At 60.8% G+C, this 17,511-nt stretch carries 9 protein-coding genes and 3 pseudogenes; 10 read left to right on the top strand and 2 right to left on the bottom strand.

Going from position 1 to position 17,511, the window contains the following annotated elements; genetic code table 11:
* Positions 1-157: 157 nt before the first annotated feature.
* The 5 genes and pseudogenes from G3A56_RS18305 to G3A56_RS18285 all read left to right on the top strand — a co-directional run bounded on the left by G3A56_RS18305 (position 158) and on the right by G3A56_RS18285 (position 5,582).
* A complete protein-coding gene (locus G3A56_RS18305; protein ID WP_003500682.1) occupies positions 158-1,180 on the top strand; it encodes a UDP-glucuronic acid decarboxylase family protein in 1,023 nt (340 codons plus the stop codon).
* 1 nt (position 1,181) lies between these two features.
* Positions 1,182-2,165, top strand: coding sequence for a UDP-glucose 4-epimerase GalE (gene galE, locus G3A56_RS18300; protein WP_082185752.1), 984 nt, complete (start codon positions 1,182-1,184; stop codon positions 2,163-2,165).
* On the top strand, positions 2,162-4,090 hold the full coding sequence (locus G3A56_RS18295; protein ID WP_082185753.1) for a glycosyltransferase family 2 protein: 1,929 nt from the start codon (positions 2,162-2,164) through the stop codon (positions 4,088-4,090). Before galE ends, G3A56_RS18295 begins: the two co-directional genes overlap by 4 nt.
* A 15-nt stretch (positions 4,091-4,105) precedes the next feature.
* A complete protein-coding gene (locus G3A56_RS18290; protein WP_035243559.1) occupies positions 4,106-4,609 on the top strand; it encodes a DUF995 domain-containing protein in 504 nt (167 codons plus the stop codon).
* Positions 4,610-4,620: 11 nt separating this feature from the next.
* A pseudogene (locus G3A56_RS18285) lies at positions 4,621-5,582 on the top strand (glycoside hydrolase family 26 protein).
* Between the two features lie 53 nt (positions 5,583-5,635).
* On the opposite strand, the gene G3A56_RS18280 reads toward G3A56_RS18285, so the two are convergent.
* Positions 5,636-6,820, bottom strand: a complete 1,185-nt coding sequence (locus G3A56_RS18280; protein WP_082185755.1) for an AGE family epimerase/isomerase — start codon at positions 6,818-6,820, stop codon at positions 5,636-5,638.
* A 433-nt stretch (positions 6,821-7,253) separates the two neighbouring features.
* On the opposite strand from G3A56_RS18280, the pseudogene bcsN reads away from it, so the two are divergent.
* The 5 genes and pseudogenes from bcsN (at position 7,254) to G3A56_RS18255 (ending at position 16,306) form a co-directional block, all read left to right on the top strand.
* Positions 7,254-8,152 (top strand): annotated as a pseudogene (gene bcsN / locus G3A56_RS18275) (cellulose biosynthesis protein BcsN).
* An 82-nt stretch (positions 8,153-8,234) separates the two neighbouring features.
* Positions 8,235-10,424, top strand: coding sequence for a UDP-forming cellulose synthase catalytic subunit (gene bcsA / locus G3A56_RS18270; protein ID WP_082185756.1), 2,190 nt, complete (start codon positions 8,235-8,237; stop codon positions 10,422-10,424).
* A complete protein-coding gene (locus G3A56_RS18265) occupies positions 10,421-12,928 on the top strand; it encodes a cellulose biosynthesis cyclic di-GMP-binding regulatory protein BcsB (protein WP_082185757.1) in 2,508 nt (835 codons plus the stop codon). Before bcsA ends, G3A56_RS18265 begins: the two co-directional genes overlap by 4 nt.
* A complete protein-coding gene (locus G3A56_RS18260; RefSeq protein WP_082185758.1) occupies positions 12,925-13,980 on the top strand; it encodes a family 8 glycosyl hydrolase in 1,056 nt (351 codons plus the stop codon). The genes G3A56_RS18265 and G3A56_RS18260 overlap by 4 nt, the downstream gene beginning before the upstream one ends.
* A pseudogene (locus G3A56_RS18255) lies at positions 13,971-16,306 on the top strand (cellulose synthase). The gene G3A56_RS18260 and the pseudogene G3A56_RS18255 overlap by 10 nt, the downstream one beginning before the upstream one ends.
* 27 nt (positions 16,307-16,333) lie before the next feature.
* On the opposite strand, the gene G3A56_RS18250 reads toward G3A56_RS18255, so the two are convergent.
* Complete coding sequence (locus tag G3A56_RS18250; RefSeq protein ID WP_082185759.1) at positions 16,334-17,488, bottom strand: amidohydrolase; 1,155 nt, start codon at positions 17,486-17,488, stop codon at positions 16,334-16,336.
* Positions 17,489-17,511 lie beyond the last annotated feature (23 nt).

Raw genomic sequence — 17,511 nt, 5'->3', positions numbered from 1 at the left:
GCGCCTATCATAAAAGTTGAAATCTATCGAATCGAAATATTAAACCTCCAGAAGAAATAAAAACCGGAGGCTGATATTCAAGATACCGAACAATCGGGAGTTTGATCCAGTTCAAGTTGAATCAGCCGGGCTGATTCCTCATGGGGAGGAGTGTGTAATGCGTAATTTCGTTCCCAACGAGCATGACAACGGCGTCACAATCTATGACGAGTGGAGGCCAGGCCAGCGCGTTCTCGTTAATGGCGGTGCCGGTTTCCTTGGCTCCCACCTTTGCGAGCGTCTGCTGGGCTGCGGCCACGAAGTGGTCTGCCTCGACGATCTTTCGACCGGACGAACCGCAAATATCGAACATTTGCGCGACAATAAGCGCTTTCTGCTGGTTGAGCACGATGTGCGCAAACCCTATGACATCGATGTCTCGCTGATCTTCAACTTCGCCTCTCCGGCCTCGCCGCCGGATTATCAGCGCGATCCCGTCGGCACCCTGCTCACCAATGTGCTTGGCGCGGTCAACGTGCTGGAAGTTGCCCGCAGATGCGGTGCAACCGTGGTGCAATCTTCGACATCGGAAGTCTATGGCGACCCGCTCGTCAATCCGCAGCCGGAAACCTATTTCGGTAATGTAAATACAATCGGGCCGCGAGCTTGCTACGATGAAGGGAAACGCAGCGCTGAGACGCTGTTTTTCGATTATCACCGCTGCCACGGTGTCGATATCAAGGTGGGACGCATCTTCAACACCTATGGGCCGCGCATGCGCCCGGATGACGGACGCGTTGTTTCCAACTTCATCGTGCAGGCACTGAAGGGTGCCGACATCACCATTTATGGCGATGGCAGCCAGACGCGCTCCTTCTGCTATGTCGACGATCTCATTGACGGTTTCCTGCGATTTTCGGCCAAGCCGAAGGACTGCATCGGGCCGATCAATCTCGGCAATCCGAGTGAAATTCCGGTGCGGCAGCTCGCCGATATCGTCATCCGCATGACGAATTCCCGCTCGCGCATTGTCCATCTGCCTGCAGCGATCGACGATCCGCAGCAGCGCCGCCCCGATATTTCGCGGGCCAAGGAGCAGCTCCGGTGGCAACCCCGTGTACCGCTCGAAATGGGACTTGAAAGAACCATCGTCTATTTCGATGCGCTCCTCGCAGGCAGGAAAATGGCGGAGGCCGTATGAGATGCCCCGCACAATCCTCGTCACGGGCGGGGCCGGATTCATAGGCAGCCACATCTGCAAGGCGCTGGCTCAATCCGGCTTCAAGCCGATCGCATACGACAATCTCTCAACGGGTCACGCGGATTCGGTTCGCTGGGGACCCTTCATCGAGGGTGACATTCTCGACCGCAGTCTGCTGAAGGCTACGCTCAAGGAGTTTGCGCCGGCCTTCGTCATCCATTGTGCGGCCAACGCCTATGTTGGCGAATCGGTCGAAGATCCGCGTAAATATTACCGCAACAATGTCGGCGGCAGCCTGGCGCTTCTGGATGCCTGTCTCGATCAGAATATTGGCGGGCTGGTGTTTTCCTCCAGCTGCGCCACCTATGGCGTGCCGCCGCACTTGCCGATCCGCGAGGAAACGGCGCAGATGCCCGTCAATCCTTACGGGCGCACGAAGCTGATCTTCGAAATGGCGCTCGATGATTACGCCGCCGCCTACGGTATGCGTTTCGTCGCATTGCGCTATTTCAACGCGGCAGGTGCCGACCCGGATGGTGAGCTCTGTGAACGCCACGAGCCCGAAACCCATCTGATCCCGCGGGCGCTGATGGCCGCCGCTGCGCGACTGCCGCAGCTCGATGTCTTCGGCGCGGATTACGATACCAGCGACGGCACCTGCATTCGCGACTATATCCATGTCAGCGATCTGGCTGATGCGCATGTCGCCGCCGTCAACTATCTGGCGGATGGCGGTGAGACGCTGCGCGTCAATCTCGGCTCCGGCCATGGCACGTCGGTTGGCGATATCATAAGGGCGATCCACCGGGTGACGGGCCAGGAAGTGCCGGTGCATTTCGGTGCAAGGCGCGCCGGCGATCCGCCAGCTCTCTTCGCGGATATAAAGCGGGCGGAAGAAACGCTCGGCTTTACCCCGAAACGCTCGGATATCGACACCATCATCCGCACGGCCGGTCCGGGCTTCGGGCTGGAGGTGCTGACATGAAGACGCGCTCCACTCCTTCTGTCACATCGTCGCGCGTCGCCACAGGCGAATTGCGGATGCTGCCGGTCTTTACCGGATGGAACCGCACAGCCTATCTTCTCGGTATCGGCGGTTGGCTGGTCACACTTGCCTATTTCTGGATCTGGTGGCTGGACCGGGACCGGGTCATCGACTGGCCCTATTACACCATCGTCACGATGACATTGGCGTGGATCACGCTGTTGCCGTCCTATTTCATCTTCATCTTCCTGAATGCAAGAGTCGTCGATCGGCGCTCTCCTCTGCCCAGGGGCCGAGTGGCGATGGTCGTCACCAAGGCGCCATCGGAACCTTTCGCCGTGGTGCGCAAGACGCTGCTGGCCATGCTGGAGCAGAAGGGGCTGGAATTCGACGTGTGGCTTGCGGATGAGGATCCGGATGCGCAAACGCTGAAATGGTGCGGCGCGCATGGTGTTTTCGTTTCGACCCGCAAAGGCATCGCCGACTATCATCGCAAGACCTGGCCACGTCGCACCCGTTGCAAGGAAGGCAATCTCGCTTATTTCTATGATCATTACGGTTACGAACGTTATGATTTCGTCGCCCAGTTCGATGCCGACCACGTGCCGGAGCCGGCTTATCTGAGCGAGATCATCCGTCCCTTCGCCGATCCGGCGGTGGGATATGTCTCCGCGCCGAGCATCTGCGATGCCAATGCCGGTGAGAGCTGGGCCGCGCGCGGCAGGCTTTATGCGGAGGCGAGCCTGCACGGCGCGCTGCAGCTGGGTTACAACAACAGCTGGGCGCCGCTTTGCATCGGTTCGCATTATGCCGTGCGCACCAAAGCGCTGCGCGAGGTGGGCGGTCTGGGCCCCGAGCTTGCGGAGGACCATTCCACCACGCTTCTGATGAATGCCGGTGGCTGGCGCGGGGTCCACGCCGTCAACGCCATTGCGCATGGCGACGGGCCTTCGACCTTTGCCGACCTCATTGTGCAGGAATTCCAGTGGTCGCGCAGCCTGATGACCATCCTGCTGCAATATTCACGGCATTACGTGCCGAAACTGCCCCTGCGGCTGAAGTTCCAGTTCCTGTTTTCGCAGCTTTGGTATCCGCTGTTTTCCGGCTTCATGGCGCTGATGTTCGTGCTTCCGGCCGTCGCGCTCCTGAGCGGGCATGTCCTCGTCAATGCATCCTATCCGGTGTTTCTGGCACATTTTATGCCGATTTCGCTCATCATGATCGTGTTCGCGTTTTTCTGGCGGGCCACAGGGGCTTTCCGCCCGCATGATGCAAAACTCTTCAGCTGGGAAGCCATGGTGTTTCTGTTCCTGCGCTGGCCCTGGTCTTTGATGGGTGTGCTGGCAGCGATCCGGGATACGATCCGTGGCGACTTCGTCGACTTCCGCATCACGCCGAAGGGCACGCAGGCAAAACCCCCGCTGCCGCTCCGGGTAATCGTGCCTTACATGGCTCTGGCCGCGTTGAGCCTTTTGGCGATGGTTTTGGCGCCGCGCGAAAGCGGAGCGGAAGGCTTCTTCGTCTTCGCCGCGATCAATGTGGCGATCTATGCGGGCCTCTCGGTGTTTCTGCTTATCCGCCACGCGATGGAAAACGGTTTGCCGAGGCTGCCGGCATTGCGCGGTGCGGCGACTGCCGCTGCCTGTTCGTTAATGCTTGTGGGCGGCAGTGCCGCGGAACTCAGCTCCCATGCAATTGGCGGGCTGGAAGCCCTGTCGCACGGGCAACCCTATGTCAGCTTCACAGAAACGCGGTTCACCGTGGCCGGCGCTGGCGTGGAAGGAGCAAGATCGGTGCGTCTGAAATTGCGCATCGTACTGCCGGGAATGCCAGGAAATAGAAACATGCAGGCGGAACCCATGATGCCGCCACCGGCGATGACAACCGGAGAAATCATGCTGGCCGACAATAGGGTCGGACAATAGAAGGAGGAGGCTGTGATGAGAACAACAATAAGCAACTGCGGATTCTCCGCTTTCGTACTCTGCCTTGCGGTGATCGCACCAAGTGCCGTCCACGCCGCAGGCGGCACGAAGACGCCGAAACCGCTCCGGACCAGCGAAGTCGTTGACATGTATTACGACAAGACCTGGAAATGGGATACGGGCGGCGGGCGCTTCATCGCCGATGGACGCAAGTTCGTTGCCGCCACGGAAGAGAAAGGCGTCAAGTCGGTCGGCGATGGCCGTTGGACGGTGGATGCCAATGGCACGCTGTGCATGCGCGCCACCTGGAAAAGTATGGCGGGAAGCGGCAAGGCCGATACCTGCTTCGACCATGGCCGCATCGGCAAGGTGCTCTACCAGCGCAAGCAGGGCGGCCCTTGGTACGTCTTCCGGCATAACCCGCCACGGCCCGGAGATGAATTCCTGAAACTTGTCCGCAAGGACGATGTCACCCCGCAAGTCGCCGCCTATGGCAAGGCGACGATGGCGACGAGGTAGGAGGAAGTGTCATGCAAATAACAAGAAGAAAACTGCTTTTCGCCAGTGGGGCGGCTGTCGCTGCGTCAGCCAGCATGTACCCCATGTTCAAACTGGACGCCCAGGGGGTCGCGCCCATGGGCTCCACCGGCATGAAGACACTTGCCGACAAACGCCCGACATTGCATGCGGACGGTATCCGCTTCGGCGCTTACGATCCGCACGGCGATTTCACCGGCCAGACCGGGGTGGCAACGGAACATCTGTTCCTGCCCTGGGAGGACGTGGATCTCGACAGTCTGGCGCTTGCGGACGCCTATGCCATGGAGCGCAAGCGCAATGTTCTGATCACGGTCGAGCCCTGGTCTTGGGACGTCAACTGGCGTCTCACCTCCGACGAGTTGCGCCGCAGGGTGCTGGGAGGCGACTACGACAAGAACATGCAGGCGATCGCCGCTCGCATGTCGGCAATGAAAAGCCCGCTCATCCTTCGCTGGGGCAGGAAATGGAAGACACGTCCGGCCGCTTCTCATGGTCGGGATGGAACCCGCAGGACTATATCACGGCCTATAAGCGTATGGTGGACATGACCCGCAAGGCGGTCCCCGGCGTCAAGGTGATATGGTCACCGAAGGGGCTCGATGGTCTTCGCGCCTATTATCCCGGTGACAGCTACGCCGATCTGGTCGGGCTATCGGTCTTCGGTCTCGAGGACTACGACAAGATCGAATATGGCGGACCGCGGAAGTTCTCCGATCTGCTGCGCAAAGGCTATAGGCTTGTCGAAACCTTCAACAAGCCGGTCTGGGTCGCCGAACTCGGCTATGAAGGCGGCGATTCCTACGTCCGTCCATGGATGAACGACGTGACATTGAAACAGGCGGATTTTCCGAGGCTGGAAGAGGTCGTCTATTTCAATGACAAGGACGTGCATCCCTGGCCGCACAATCTCGGTAAGCCCGACTGGCGCGTCGTGCGCCCGGCCAAGGCTTGAACGAGGCCGGAGCGAGCTGAGCGGACGCCCGGCCCGCTCGCTCGCCCGGATATTTATTTGCTGGCTGCCAGCACCGCCTCGGCCTCATAGATGGCGCAGACGATGTGATAGAACGTGCTCGCCGGTGCCGGCTCGTCGAGCATCGGCTTGTCGGCCGGCCATTTGTCGAACCACAGCCCTTTGACCGGCGTGTCGAGGAAGGGCTGCAGCGCGCCGATGGCTCTGAGGCCAGAGGCGAGGTAACGCTGCCTCTCCTCGCCGGACGTGACACTGGCAAGACGCACCGCCGCCTTCAACCATTCCGTCTGCGGCCATAGCCGCGCCAGCCCGTCATGCACCGAAAAATCATCATAGAGGCTCATGACCGCCACCTTGCGGCGCGGGCAGATGCCGTGCTCCTCGCCGATCTCGAACAGGCGCCTGGCCTTGGTGATCGCCGCCTCATTGTTGCGCAGGCTGCCCCAGCGCACCAGAAGCCATGCCCATTCGAACTGATGGCCCGGCTCCATGATGCGGCCTTTGTCGCCCTCATAGGGTGCCCAGTCATGGCCGAAGAATTCCCGCAGGCCTCCATTGCCGCTATCGATGAAGCGGTTCAGCGCAAGATCGGCGATCTCATCGGCCAGAGCCGACCAGGGACCTTCCGGGTCCTGTACTTCCCAGGCAAGCATCGCCTCGAAAAGATGCATGTGCGGATTGGAGCAGAGCGGCGTGCGCGGTGGGTTTTCCTCCTCGAAGCCGGCGACGGGATGTTTGTAGTCGCGCTTGAGGATAGCGAGAATATCGAGCGCCCGGCCGCGCATCTCGTCCTTGCGATCGGGAAGGGCGGCCGCCGTCTGTGCGGCGGCGAACAGCGCAAAAGCCTGATTGTAGAGATCGAAGGAGGGGTCGATCAGCCTGCCGGTCTGGTCGGCGAGGTTGCCGTAAAGACCATTGTCGAGGCGATAGACCTTTTCGAACCAGCTCAAACCATGCAGCAGCGCGTCTTTCCAGGGTCCCTGCCAGCCGTGCTGGCCGGCTGCGGCGAAACAATAGGCCTGGCGCGGCTGGACACGGGCGCGGCGGTCATCGGAAAAAATCGGTTTCGCATCCTGGCCGAGGCGCTCGTAAAAACCGCCGTCCGGCCGGGCTGAACCCGCCTCCCACCACAAGGGCAGGGCGTCCTCATCCAGCCATTTCCGTAATGTTCCGATTTCTTCGGCAAGCGCCTGCGCGATACTCGGAAATTGCACAGTCATGCGTCAACTCTCTGTTTTTACAGTTGAATGAAAAATTAGACCAATAAGAATACGTAATTATAGAGGCAAGTAGACCATGGGACATATTGCGCTGCAACCGTAAAAATTATCGACCTAACGGTGAGCCAACCCGCGCGGGCGCGATTTGTTCCGCGCTCCTTTGTGGCAGATCACGGATCAGAAGTGATTCGAAACTCATAAAGTCTCAGAAATTACAACGTAAATTTGAGATTGCTTATTCGTAGTCCTCACGTATTTCGTAACAATGGTCTGGTCACGTTTGATTCGGTCTCTTTTTAACCTGGGTGGGATGGGGGACATAAAGGGGCACAAGGCAGTGAAATTTTCTGCCTATTCTTCATTGCTGTTCTCTGTTGCGGTTCTTGCGGGCTGCAATACTCCTTCGGGCGTTCGGTCGTTCGGGGGCGCGCAGATGCTGTCTCCGTCCGAGGCGCTGGTTTTCCCGCCGCCCGGTGGCCCGGAAATCGTGACCGTCATCAACCGTACCTATTCGAACGCCGTGGCGCAGCAGGTCATATTGCGCTCCGATGCCGCAACGCCCGGCCAGAACTATATCAAGGCGGAGTTTTTCGGTCCGCAGCAGGCTGGCGACACCGATCGTGACGCTTTGACGTTTACCGGTTTCAGGGCCGCATCGGTCGCACGCGAAATCCGTTCGGAGTTTCCGGCTGAAAACGTCACCATGTCGGCCAATTACCTGCAAAACGGCTACGGCGCCTTTTCCTATGCGGCCGGCAGCGGCAGGGGTGGCGACACCTGCCTTTATGGCTGGCAGGATATTCGCTCGCCGGAAAGCATGCGGCAGGATTTCCGCAACCTTGGACGCATCAAGGTCAGGTTGCGGCTTTGCCAGTCGGGGGCGAGCGTCGAGCGGCTTCTGGCGGTCATGTATAATTACACCATCACCGGCACCTATGCTTCGCAAAGCTGGAACCCCTATGGCACGCCGCAGGCGGTGGATCAAAATCTCGGCCGGCCCGGCCATCCCGTCTATCCTGTCAGGTCGGATGACGTGCCGATGCGGCCGGGTGGCGAAGTGACTGCGAGCGTGCCGAGGCAGCCTGCGCGCCGTGCCGCCGCAGCCATTACGCCTGTTCAGCCGGAGGCGCAGCCGCTGCCACCGGTGGCGGCAGTCAGCATTCCGTCGCCCGTCTCGGCCAGTGCGCCCGCCCAGCCCGCAAGGGCCGCTGTGGCCGGCACTCGCGCGGAGAACGTCGGGGTGGGGAGCCAGCTGCCGTCGCAGGTGCCGCAGGTATCCATTCCCTCGCCAGCATGCGTGTCCGGTTCGGGGCGGCTCAAGGATGCAGATGATCGCGGGACGAAGAGCGGAAGAGGGCGTTGCAGAAAATCCCGGTGAGACGTCCGGGTGGGGAAGAGAACGGAAAGTTTCTGGATGAACAAGGCCATCACGATCATTGTCTGGTTGCTTGTCTCGCTTTGCGTTCTGGCCATCATTACGATGCCGGTCAGCCTGCAGACGCATCTGGTCGCCACGGCGATTTCGCTCGTCCTCCTTGCAACGATCAAGAGTTTCAACGGGCAGGGGGCCTGGCGTCTGGTGGCGCTTGGTTTCGGCACGGCCATCGTGTTGCGTTATGTCTACTGGCGCACCACCAGCACATTGCCGCCCGTCAATCAGCTTGAGAACTTCATTCCGGGCTTTCTGCTCTACCTTGCGGAAATGTACAGCGTCGTGATGCTGGGACTCAGCCTCGTCATCGTCTCGATGCCGCTGCCTTCGCGCAAGACCCGGCCCGGTTCGCCCGATTACCGGCCGACGGTCGATGTCTTCGTGCCGAGCTACAACGAGGATGCGGAGCTTCTCGCCAATACGCTGGCGGCCGCCAAGAACATGGATTATCCGGCCGACAGGTTCACTGTCTGGCTGCTGGACGATGGCGGTTCGGTGCAGAAGCGTAATGCCAGCAATATTGTCGAGGCACAGGCGGCGCAGCGCCGCCACGAGGAGCTGAAGAAGCTCTGCGAGGATCTTGACGTGCGTTATCTGACGCGCGAGCGCAACGTCCATGCCAAGGCCGGAAATCTCAATAACGGCCTTGCCCATTCGACCGGCGAACTGGTCACGGTGTTCGACGCCGACCATGCACCCGCCCGCGACTTCCTTCTGGAAACGGTGGGTTATTTCGAGGAAGATCCCCGGCTCTTCCTGGTGCAGACGCCGCATTTCTTCGTCAATCCCGATCCCATCGAGCGCAATCTGCGCACCTTCGAGACGATGCCCAGCGAAAACGAGATGTTCTACGGCATCATCCAGCGCGGCCTCGACAAATGGAACGGCGCGTTCTTCTGCGGCTCCGCCGCCGTGCTGCGGCGCGAGGCGCTGCAGGATACGGAAGGGTTCAGCGGCGTCAGCATCACCGAGGATTGCGAAACGGCGCTGGCGCTGCATTCGCGCGGCTGGAACAGCATCTATGTCGACAAGCCGTTGATCGCCGGGTTGCAGCCGGCCACCTTCGCCAGCTTCATCGGCCAGCGCAGCCGCTGGGCGCAGGGCATGATGCAGATCCTGATCTTCCGCCAGCCCCTGTTCCGGCGCGGCCTCTCCTTCACGCAGCGTCTTTGCTACATGTCATCGACGCTGTTCTGGCTGTTCCCGTTTCCGCGCACGATCTTCCTGTTTGCGCCGCTGTTCTATCTGTTCTTCGATCTTCAGATTTTCGTTGCCTCGGGTGGCGAGTTCCTGGCCTATACCGCGGCCTATATGCTCGTGAATCTGATGATGCAGAACTATCTCTATGGCAGCTTCCGCTGGCCATGGATTTCGGAACTCTACGAATATGTGCAGACGGTTCACCTTCTGCCCGCCGTCGTTTCGGTGATCTTCAATCCGGGCAAGCCGACCTTCAAGGTGACGGCAAAGGACGAATCCATCGCCGAGGCGCGGCTTTCGGAAATCAGCCGGCCTTTCTTCGTCATTTTTGCGCTTCTGGTCGTAGCCATGGCCTTTGCCATCTGGCGCATCTACAGCGAGCCCTACAAGGCCGATGTCACGCTCGTCGTCGGCGGCTGGAACCTGCTCAACCTCATCTTTGCGGGCTGCGCGCTCGGCGTCGTCTCAGAGCGCGGCGACAAATCGGCATCGCGCCGCATCACCGTCAAACGACGGTGCGAGGTCAAGCTTGAGGGCAGCGATGCATGGGTGCCGGCCTCCATCGAGAACGTCTCGGTGCATGGCCTGCTGATCAATCTGTTCGACAACGCCACGGCGATCGAGAAGAACACGACGGCGATCGTGAAGGTCAAACCCCATAGCGAGGGCGTGCCGGAAACCATGCCCATCAACGTCGTCCGCACGGTTCGCGGCGAAGGGTTTGTGTCCATCGGCTGCACGTTCTCGCCGCAGCGTGCCATCGATCATCGTCTGATCGCCGACCTCATCTTCGCCAATTCCGAACAATGGAGCGAATTCCAGCGCGTGCGCCGCAAGAACCCCGGCCTCATTCGTGGTACGGCGATCTTCCTGGCGATTTCGCTGTTCCAGACGCAGCGTGGCCTCTTTTATCTGGTCAAGGCGCTCCGTCCTGCCGCCAAAACCGTCAAACCTGCCGGAGCCGTGAAATGACCGGCCGCAAAACGATCAGAAGTTCACTGACAGTTTTGATGTGGGGTGCCGTTGCAACCGGTGCGATGGCGCAGTCCTCGCCCTTCGACATGTCGCCTGAAAGGCCGGCGCAGACGGCACCGGCACCCGTGCCGCCACCTGCCATTCCTCCTGCAGCGCCTCGCCAGCAGCCTCCGGCTCAAAGCCCAACCCAGCCGCCGCAGGTTCAGCCGCCCTTTGCGGTCCAGCCTTCACCCGCGCCGCAACCGCCACAGCGTCCTGCTGCCGTTCCGCCTTTACCATTGCCGCCCGTCGCCGTTCCGCCGCGGCAGGAGGGCGCACGGCCAGCATCTGCCCAGACACAGTCACTCGCCGCCGACAGCCGCCGCCGTTATATATTGCCCTATGAAAAGCTCAGCCTTTCCGGCGAGATAGACAGGCGGCAATGGAGCATCTACCTGACGCCTGAGCAGGTGAATGCCGCCGTCGCGCTGAATATCGGTTATCAGAACGCCATTGTCGTCGCGCCGGAAAGCTCGAACTTCCAGGTCAGCCTGAACAATGTTCCTCTCGATGCGGCGCGTATCGAAGCGCCGGATAGCGAAGGCAATATTTCGCTGAAAATTCCGCCTGGTGTCTTGCAGGTGGGGGCGAATGTCGTGACGCTTGGTGTGCAGCAGCGCCACAGAACCGATTGCACGATCCAGTCCACCTATGATCTTTGGACCGAGATTGACCCGGCAAGCACCTATATCGCCTTCAACGCCGATGTTGCCGGCAACTTCGCCAATATAGACGACATTCAGGCAACCGGGCCGGATGGCAAAGCGGCGACGTCGATCGAGATCGTCGCGCCCGGGCTCGGCAATCCGGCATTCGCGGATTCGCTCCTGCGGCTTTCGCAGGCTCTGGCGCTCAGAACCCAGATGCCGAACCAGACGATCCGTTTCGTTTCCACCCCGTCTGCCGAACCCAGGGCCGGAACGCTGGTGGTTCTCGTCGGCACCGCGCGTGAGATTGCGGGCCTTTCCGCTGCACTGCCGCCCGAAGCATCGGCGGGCGCCTTTGCCGGTTTCGGCAATGCCGCGCCGGGCGGTCTTTCTCCGCTCTTCGTCAGCGGCCCCACCACGCAGGCGGTGCAGGCGGCGATAGAAACGCTGTTTTCGTCGATTTCGCGCACCCCCGGCGCGCAGAGAACGACCTTTTCGACCCGCAGCTGGCATGCGCCGGATGTACCGCTCATCATGTCGGACCGTCGCATCGCGCTTTCCGAGCTGGGCATTGAAAGCGCCGAATTTGGCGGGCGGCGTTTCCGCAACGAATTTTATATCGGCATGCCCGCCGATTTTTACGCATCGGCCTATGGCGAAGCGTCCCTCCTGCTTGATGCCGCCTATTCGTCGCAGGTGTTGCCCGGCAGCCATATCGACATCTACGTCAATGACGAGATCGCTTCGACCGTACCGATTTCCAACAATGGCGGCGGCATTTTCCGACATTTGCCCATCAAGGTGACGATGCGGCATTTCAAGCCGGGTCCGAACAAGGTGACGATCGAGGCCGTATTGATGACGGCGCAGGATCAGGCCTGTGCCCCCGGAGCACCGGCCAGCGCGACCCCGCGTTTTGCGCTGTTTGACACCTCGGAAATCCAGGTGCCGGACTTTGCGCGGATCGGCCGCAAGCCGGATCTGGCGGCGATGGCGGGCGCCGGGCAGCCCTACAGGGCCGCTGGAAGCCCGGTTGCGCTTTCGCTTGACCGTTTCGACACTGATACGATGTCGGCGGCTGCGACGCTCGTCAGCCGGCTGGCGAGTGTGTCTGGCCATCCGATCAATGTCGAGACCGTGGCCTCGCCGCTGGTGATCGGCGATCGAGACGCCCTTTTCGTCGGAACGATTTCGCAAATCCCGCAGGCGCTGATCAGCCAGTTCAATCTCGTGCCCTCAAGTCAGATATCCTGGAAGATCGGGACCGGCGTTCAGCCTCCCGCGCAAAACAGCGATACCCTCTTCAACGACTGGCGGGAGCGGGTGGATGGCGGCATCTGGGAGGGGCAGGTCTCCTCCCTTGAGGAATGGATGAAGCGGAATTTCGACCTCAGCTCGGACACGCTGCGCTTCCTGCCGGCACCCGAGCAGCCCTATGCGCCGACCGGAAATGTCTCCTTCATGATGGCGCAGGGTCTCAGCCCTTCCGGAGAAGGCGTCTGGACACTGGCCACTGCACCGACTTCGGCGGAGCTTCGTGACGGCATGACGGCAATGGTGCGCGAAAACCATTGGCGCGACGTCACGGGACGGGTCGCCGCTTATGATGCGGCAGCCGAAAAAATCGAGACAGTGGAAGTGGAGAGGCCCTATTTTTATACGACACGGGATTTTTCCCTCTCGAACTGGAGGCTGATTGCGGCCAACTGGCTGTCTTCCAACGTGCTCTCCTATTCGCTGGCATTCATCGGGTTTGTATCGCTTCTGGGCCTCGCCACCTTTGTGATGCTGCGTTTGATGGGGCGACATCGATGAAGTTTGGGATCTCTCGACTTGTCGGCATTTTTTGTCTTTCGCTGATGGCATTGATTGCCAACATCCCGGCAAGCCGCGCCGCATCGGTTTCGCCGGAGGCATGGGCGGCCTATAAAAGCGCATTCCTCGATCCCGGCGGTCGCATCATCGATACCGGCAACGGCAATATCAGCCACAGTGAAGGGCAGGGCTATGGCATGTGGCTTGCCGTTCTTTCCGACAATCTTGCCGATTTCGAACTGATCTGGAGCTTCACGCGCACCGAACTGCTCGTGCGCGATGACGGCCTTTCCGCCTGGAAATGGGATCCGCGCACCAGACCGCATGTGACTGACATCAACAACGCCACGGACGGCGATATTCTGATCGCTTACGCGCTGGCGCTCGCAGCCGGGCAATGGAACCGGCAGGACTATGCCGAGGCCTCGGCAGCCATAGCATCGGCCATCCTCAAGAAGACCGTCGTGCAGCGCAGCGGGCGAACGCTGCTTTTGCCGGCCGCCAGCGGGTTTGGTGAAAATGACCGGGACGACGGGCCTGTGGTCAATCCCTCCTATCTGATCTTCGAGGCCTTTCCGGTCCTCAATCTCGTCGCGCCATCACCGCTCTGGAAAGCCCTTTCCGATGATGGGGCGGCGCAGATCGGCGCATTCGCCTTCAGCGACAAGAAATTGCCCGCCGACTGGGTGTCGGTGAAGACGAAGCCGCAGCCGGCGTCGGGTTTTCCGGCAGAGTTCGGCTATAATGCGGTGCGGATACCGCTTTATCTTTCGCGGGCGAAAATGGGCTCTCCGCAACTGCTTGCCCGGCTGAAAGACGGCATGACGCTGGAAAGCGGTGCGGCGGGTACGTTCGATCTGAAGAGCGGGGCGGTCAAGGATGTGCTGTCAGACCCTGGCTACCGCGTCATTCCGGCGCTGGCGGCCTGCGCGGCCGGCGGCCCGGCCGTTTCCGCTGAACTTCAGAGCTTTCAGCCAACACTTTATTATCCCTCTACATTGCATCTTCTGGCATTGTCGTTTCTGACAGGGAATAACGGGGAATGCCGATGAACAAGCCTCTGTCGACCTCGGCTCTCATCCTGGTCCTGATTGCGCTTGCCGCCTTCCACTGGCGTGACAGCATTCTCGGGCGGGTGTCGGACGTGCATACTTCAGCGGTCGGTGACAATCGTGGAGTGCCGCGCATTTCGCCGGTTGCGGCCAATCCTGCGCAGATCAATGCGTTCCTCAAGAACCGTGAAGTGGCGCAGGTAACGCAGCCTGCGACGCCACCGGTCACCGTGCCGGCTACAGACCCGCAGCCGGTGACGCAGACACAGGCTGGCGGACAGACATCGCAGGCGCCCGCACCCCGAGCGACCCAGCCTGCAGCTCCCGATATGCCCGAAGTTGATCTCAGTGCGCTGCGCTATTTCGCGGCGAGGGGCGATACCCAGCGCCTTCAGGCCGAAATCGCCCGGCTGCGCACGCTTTATCCGAACTGGACACCACCTGCCGACCCGCTCGCCATTCCAGAGAATGGTGATCCGCAGCTTGACGCCATGTGGCAGCTTTATACCGACGGCCGTTATGCCGAGGTAAGGAAAGCGATCGCCGACCGGCAGCAGGCGGAGACCGGCTGGCAGCCGCCAGACAATCTGACAGGCATGCTTTCGCTTGCCGAAGCCCGCCAGCGGCTCGTCAACGCGTCCGATCTCAAGCAATATGCGACCGTGGTGGACGCAGCCGCCAACAATCCCGGATTGTTGACCTGCAGCGAGGTGGATGTGCTGTGGCGGGTTGCCGATGCCTTCGCCAATACTGACCGGATGGGACGGGCGAGGGACGCCTATCTCTACATCCTCAACAATTGCACGGTGCCAAGCGACCGGCTCGCCACGGTGCAGAAGGCATCAGCACTTCTGCCGGCGGAGATGATGGATGAGTTGCTGGCCAAGGAAAAACCCGGCGCGGACGGTCAGCTGGAATTCGAGCCGGTCAAGAATGATCTCGCGCGCCAGTTCGTGGCAAAGGCAGGGGAGAAAGAGGGTATTTCCGTTCCCTCCGCTTATCTGATGCGGCTTGAACGGCTTGCGGAGACAGATAAGCTTGCAAGCGATGCCCTGCTGCTCGGCTGGTACAATATTCGCCAGAAGAACATGACCGAAGCGGAAAAGTGGTTCCGCAAGGCGCGCGAAGACGATGATAGCGCCTCTGCCTCGCAAGGGCTGGCACTGGCGCTGATTGACCGCAACGAGCCGCGCGAGGCCGAAGACGTCATGTATAAATGGCGCAACGCGTCTGATGATGCGCTTGCGACCTATCTGGCCGCGACCGCCAATCTTCTGGCACTCGAGCCGCCTGTCGTGCTGCCGCCAGACGTGCTGCAGCGCATTGCGGCGGAAACGATGGCCCGCAAGGATGCTGCAACCGCGCAGCAATTCGGCTGGTATTCGCTTGCCTTCCGGCAGACGCCGCTCGCCTTGCAATGGTTCGGCACGGCGCTTGGCTGGAAAGCGGATGATGAGCCTTCGGCCTATGGCATGGCGGTCAGCTATCACGATCTGCGCAATCTCGCCGGGCTGCGCGGCATCCAGCAGCAATGGGCAAGCCGGTCGCAGCGCATCGCCGATGTCGGAACGGCACGCATGGTGGACCAGTCGAGACAGGCGATGACGCCCGTTGCCGCGCCGCCTCCCGCCTCAGCTTCTCAGTCAACAGCACCTGCGCCCTATGCGCCGCAGACCGCAGAGACGGCGGTGGCTTACAGCCAGCCGGTCGTGCAGCAGCCCGCTCCCGAACCCTCGCGCAAGCAGGCGCGCCTGCCTTCGCAGACGCAGAGGTCGAGCAGCGCCGCGTCACGTCCACGCTCCTGCGCCGTCTATCCTGATCCGCAGCGTCTGCCGGCGCAGCAGGCGCTCGATCTCGGCTGGTGCCTGATGGAAACGAACCGGCCGGCGGAAGCCCTGAAGGCCTTCGAATCCGCCATTGCCAGCGGTCAGTCCACGGTGAAAAGCGATGCGGCCTATGGCCAGAGCCTTGCCTATCTGCGCATGGGACTGACTGACCATGCTGCCGTTTCGGCAACGAAATCCCAGATGGAGCGTCCACGGGCGACGGAATTGCAGGTCTCGATCCTGGCTGACAGGGCGGTCTCAGCCTTCCAGTCGAAACGTTATGCGGAAACGCTTCTCCTGCTCGATCAGCGGGCACGGCTTGCCGATGAGCGCACCGATCTTATGGTGCTGCGCGGTTATTCCTATCTTGCCATGCGCCGCTACGCCGATGCAGCGCAGATTTTCGAAAGCCTGACGTCCATTGGCGATAAGGAGGGCATCAAGGGCTGGCTGCGGTTCGCGCCGCCCGGCCAAGCAATGGGCCGCAGGGCGGCGGCTGATGGCGGTGGCCAAAGAGTGGTCGCCGCTTATGTCGCGTCTGTAAGGTTGCGGATGATGCGCATGAAGATGCGTGCGCCGATGTCGATCAGCCCGTCCGGAAAGTCATAGTCGGGATTGTGCAGGTTGGGGTAATCCCTGCCTGCGCCCAAAAAGAACATGGCCGATGATGAGACGGCTCGGAAGCGGCCGAAATCCTCGGAGGCCCGCATGGGCAGACCTTCCGAGCTGCTTGAAACTTTCTCTTCCACCAGCGCCTGCAGGATATGGGCGACGGCTTCCGGTGCATTCTCGCAATGGAGGAAAATATCGTCATAGCTGATGTCGAGGCTCAGATTCCGTTCGTGCGCGAGCTTTTTCGCCAGCAATTCCGCATCCGCGCAGAGCTTCTCCATCCGGTCGTCGGTCAGTGTCCTGAGCGTTGCCCAGATTTCCGCATCCGCCGGGGAAATGCCGAAGGCGGCTTCACCCATCGTGGCATGGGTGATCGTCACCATGGAAAAATCGGGCTGCGGCGGAAAGCCGGAGCCGAGATCGGTCAGTGCAGGCATCAGTTCTGATATTGCCCGCATGGGGGAGACGCCGTGCTCCGGGGAAGAAGCATGCGCGGTCTTGCCGGACAGGCGGATTTTAATGCCGCGCGAGGCGCAGTTGACCGGCCCTTCCACCACGCTGACATGGCCGAATGGCAGGCCGGGAAGATTGTGCAGCGAGAAGGAATAGTCCGGCTTAATCTCCTCGAAGCGGGGATCGGCGATGACGGCGGCCGCACCTGCACCGGTTTCTTCCGCCGGCTGGTAGAGAAGGATGACGCTGCCGGTCTGCGGACGCTGTCTTGAAAGGCCAAGCGCCAGCGCCGTCAGAATGGTCGAATGGCCGTCATGGCCGCAAAGATGTCCCTTGCCATCGACGCTTGAGCGATATTCGGCCTCGCTTTTTTCCTGGATGGGCAGAGCGTCGAGTTCCGAGCGGATCAGGATCGCCGGACCGCTTTTTCCGCTGTCATAGACCGCTGCGACGCCGTGGCCGCCGAGATCGGCAACAATCCGGTCCGGTTTTGCCTGCTCAAGGAAATTGCGGATGCGCCGCGCGGTTTCCTTCTCTTCGCCGGAAATTTCCGGATGACGGTGCAGATCGTGACGCAGCTCAATGAGGTCGAGCATATCCCTGTTGGTCAGAAACATATAAAATCCTTGCAAGTCGTCCG

The sequence above is a fragment of the Rhizobium oryzihabitans genome, assembly GCF_010669145.1.
Classification (GTDB): domain Bacteria; phylum Pseudomonadota; class Alphaproteobacteria; order Rhizobiales; family Rhizobiaceae; genus Agrobacterium; species Agrobacterium oryzihabitans.
The sequence above is the reverse complement of the archived record's forward strand: the minus strand, read 5'-3'. Positions and strand labels throughout refer to the sequence as shown.